The sequence below is a fragment of the Boseongicola sp. genome (genome assembly GCF_057460485.1).
On record NZ_JBVCWP010000365.1, the window covers coordinates 1 to 3464 of the forward strand.

Here is a 3464-nt window from a genome sequence, read left to right on the forward strand (position 1 = left end):
CGATGCGCAGAAGGACGGCCTCTGCTGCGGGGCGGAAAGCCTCCGGCAGGGAGGCAACGGTGTCGCGAGCGATCTTTTCAAAATGGGCGAGGTCGTGGTGCATGCCGCGGGTATGGCCTGTCGCAACGGCGAAGGGAAGCGCGAAGTTGGGCGCGTACGTCCAGTCTTCTGACCGACACGACCGCCGCAGTCACCCCACGACTTCGCGCACATGAATTTGATCTCCGCCATCCAGTGCGAGTGGTATGTTGGCAGCATGCGCCTATTGGCGCCTTCAGGAAGGATAGATGATATGAAGACATTGATCACGACCGCCTTTTTCACACTACTTGCCGGGTCGGCTCTGGCATTCCAGTGCCCGGCAGATATGGCCGCCATCGACGCTGCGCTCGAAACTGCAGCCATAAGTGATCAGGACATGGCTCGAGTCAAAGAGCTTCGCGCCACCGGTGCGGCGGAGCACGAGGCGGGCAACCATCAGGCTTCGGTTGACGCGCTTGCCGAGGCAAAAGCACTGCTCAACATCTGATTGCTGGAAGGCGACTATCTGTCGGTACCCGTCGTGCGGGAGGTGTCAGAAGAAGGCGAACCATTCCCGGAAAGGCCTTTGATGCCTCCCGCCATACTTCCACTGCAGATGGTCGGAAGTAGAATGCGGGCGGCAAGCACCAGTAACAACAACTAGCACCAAAGTCCGCTTTGCCCACATGGCAGACGTTGGCTCCAACCTCACTCAAGGTCGGCTCTGAGCCAAAAGGGGACCAGATTGTTGGGCTCTTGTTCTTGACAGGCCAAACGGTAGGCCGCCTAATCAAATTCATTCTTTGCCAGTGAGGACAACGATGGCGTTGCGAAATGAGCTGCAGGCTGTGTGGGACGCCTATGTAAATGCGTATCGAAGAAGGGATGCTCGTGCCTGTGCCGACCTCTTTGCAGCCAACGCAGTGCTGGTTTCACCATTTGGCCCTGCTGCACGTGGGCAAAAGGAGATTGAAGCCCTCCATGCTGAGTGGACTCTCGAAGGCGGCGAAAATAAAATGATGGAGATGATCGAATTCGGTGGCTCCGACGACTTGGCTTGGTGCCTAGGCACGTTCAGCGAGGGTGATGCTGCAGGCGAAGGAACTTCCTTAAACATTTTGGAGCGGCAACCCGACGGAACTTGGCTTATCCGGATGTGCAGTTTGAACGAGGGCACACCATCCGCCCCGTAACATCCGCCTCATAAAGGGCTTACAAAACATCTCCGGTCCGCCTCAAGTGCGCGGCACAATCTAAGCAACTGCGTGAGAAGATGCCCTCCAGTGCGCTTCAGGAGGAAATTTCCAATAAGTATGGATTCTTGCCCGTCGCCGCGATGATTATTTTGCCGAATTGTTGACTTTACCTTGCCACTGACATTTCCTGAGAACCCATAGAAGAGCAATTTCCCCAAATCTAAATTATTGTACCGAGAGAAAACAAATGAGATTGATTTTTTTGATTTTTGCCTTGTTGGGAACCAGTAGCGCCGCGCTGGCAGACTGCCCGTCAAGTACACCCGATGTTTCCAGATTTCCTACTGTTGAAGGAGACCAACGCGTAAACGCGAACTGGCTGCAGAAGACCCTAAAGGGGAAGAGGCTGGTGTTCAGTGATGGAACAGAACAATACAACGCTGACGGAAGCTATCTGTATACGAGCGGAAACAACTCATGGCGCGCGCCGAGTTATCGTTTCTATGACAACGGCTTTCGCTGCATAGATTACCCGAGCCCTCGATTCGACTATTACGTTGTCAATAATGGCAAGATCGTATTGATCAATGGGCAAGGAAATCGTTTCGCTGGCAGTCTTCGAAACTAATCAATACAAATTTTCCGAGCTTTTTTCAGATGTTCGTTTGGAGCCCTTGGACGGCTTGAGCCTTGTCGACCAGTGTGTATTTCCGCATGGGGATTGCCCTCCTGAAATCCAAAAATGACTTAAGAACACGCGAGAAAACGGAGCACGATTTTCGGCGGGGGAGCTAGATGGTGGATAATAGACGAACGTCGGCTTTGAGCCCAAAGCGGACATCCAATTCTAGACTATCAACAACTTTGTGCCACCGAACTGGACAGAAGGACTGATTTAGCCGAGACTTCAGAGGCGCCAGATCAAGAAAGGGAATGCCTATGACAGTCTCGACCAAAGCCGTGACAAAGATGGCAAGGGAGTACACAGAAGCATGGAACTCCAAATCAGCGGAAGCCGTGGCATCGTTTTATGCAGAGGATGGCGAAATCATCATAAATCGGGAAGAACCGTGGACAGGACGCTCACGCGTCGCTGACATGGCGTCTGGCTTCTACGCAGACGTCCCTGACCTCTCGCTGGTGTGTGACGAAGTCAGGTGCGCAGGACCTCATGTGATCTATGTTTGGACATTTACCGGCCACGACGCAAAGACCGGAAATCCACTCAAGATAAGGGGATGGGAGGAATGGGACATCAGCGACGACTTGAAGGTCAAGGCCTCCCGAGGATGGTTCGACGCAGATGACTACGCAAGACAGGTCGAAGGCGTGTGATCTTTTACGAAAAGCAGCGTGATTGACGAGAATTTGCGAGGCAGATTTGTCCGTATAGCGGACATCCAAGTCAGATGCTTGGCTTGTTTGGAAGTCCCAAACCTGATCTATTTCTCCAACTGGCTTGCAATCACTAGGGGATGGAATGGCGAGAATTTCGGAAGGTCTGGGTGTCCTGGCGCTGACAGCCGACGCCGCGACAGGTAGGCCGCAAGGTTCGGGCTTGTCAGCAGCGATTGTAGCGGCAGAGTTCTCCAGAAGAATTGGAGACGATCTAACAACTCAGAAAGACGCCTATTATCTAGCTCTAGTCCGTTTCATTGGTTGCACGATCACCAGCCACGAAACCGGAATGCTTTCATTTGGTGACGATCAAGGATTTGCAGTCGCGACGATGCTGGGCGATTGGGCCGACCGCGAGGACCTTAAGAAGCACCTGGAACACTTCATTGCCCTCGAGGCGCCAGAAGATGAACGTGACGCGGCTTTCAACTACATATGCGATATATTGCCGGATGCCGCGCCGGATTTCACGGCCGCACACTGCCGCCAATCATATCTCTTGGCGAAAAGGTTGCCTGTGTCGAAAGCGGTGTTGGAAAGCATCCCCTACTACTATGCCCGTTGGGACGGGAAAGTTCTCCCCATAGGCGGAGCAGACGTTCCCTATCTCTCGCGACTGGTCCGAATTACCGAAATGGCAGAATTGGTCAGGCGTCTCGAAAATAGTGTGCGTGCCAAGGAAGTCATCGAGGCAAAGCTTGGCCACGAAATTGATCCGGATATTGGCCGTAAGTTCCTTCAGCACGCTGACGAGGTTTTCCGGGTTGCGAGTCGAACGCCCGGGTTCGAAACATTCGTTGCAGCCGAACCCGGCGAGCCGATCGAAATGACCCCAAAGTGCCGCGAGAC

5 protein-coding genes are annotated in these 3464 nt (G+C 53.5%); all 5 read left to right on the forward strand.

The window, feature by feature from the left end:
- The first annotated feature begins 292 nt into the window (after positions 1-292).
- Entirely contained in the window at positions 293-529 is a 237-nt protein-coding gene (locus AC221Y_RS22080; protein ID WP_486708454.1) for a hypothetical protein, read from the forward strand.
- A 313-nt stretch (positions 530-842) separates the two neighbouring features.
- Positions 843-1214: a YybH family protein gene (locus AC221Y_RS22085; protein ID WP_486708455.1), complete on the forward strand. Its 372-nt coding sequence runs from the start codon at positions 843-845 to the stop codon at positions 1212-1214.
- A gap of 250 nt (positions 1215-1464) precedes the next feature.
- On the forward strand, positions 1465-1845 hold the full coding sequence (locus AC221Y_RS22090) for a hypothetical protein (protein ID WP_486708456.1): 381 nt from the start codon (positions 1465-1467) through the stop codon (positions 1843-1845).
- Positions 1846-2150: 305 nt separating this feature from the next.
- The gene (locus AC221Y_RS22095) at positions 2151-2552 is read left to right on the forward strand and encodes a nuclear transport factor 2 family protein (protein ID WP_486708457.1); all 402 of its coding nucleotides are present in this window, start codon (positions 2151-2153) and stop codon (positions 2550-2552) included.
- A 145-nt stretch (positions 2553-2697) separates the two neighbouring features.
- On the forward strand, positions 2698-3464 hold a 767-nt coding region (locus AC221Y_RS22100), incomplete at its 3' end, for a hypothetical protein (RefSeq protein WP_486708458.1).

What these genes read in the sequence shown, in the direction of transcription:
- AC221Y_RS22085 (WP_486708455.1), top strand. Translation starts at nt 843, where the DNA reads ATGGCGTTGCGAAATGAGCTGCAGGCTGTGTGGGACGCCTATGTAAAT.
- AC221Y_RS22090 (WP_486708456.1), top strand. Translation starts at nt 1,465, where the DNA reads ATGAGATTGATTTTTTTGATTTTTGCCTTGTTGGGAACCAGTAGCGCC.
- AC221Y_RS22095 (WP_486708457.1), top strand. Translation starts at nt 2,151, where the DNA reads ATGCCTATGACAGTCTCGACCAAAGCCGTGACAAAGATGGCAAGGGAG.
- AC221Y_RS22080 (WP_486708454.1), top strand. Translation starts at nt 293, where the DNA reads ATGAAGACATTGATCACGACCGCCTTTTTCACACTACTTGCCGGGTCG.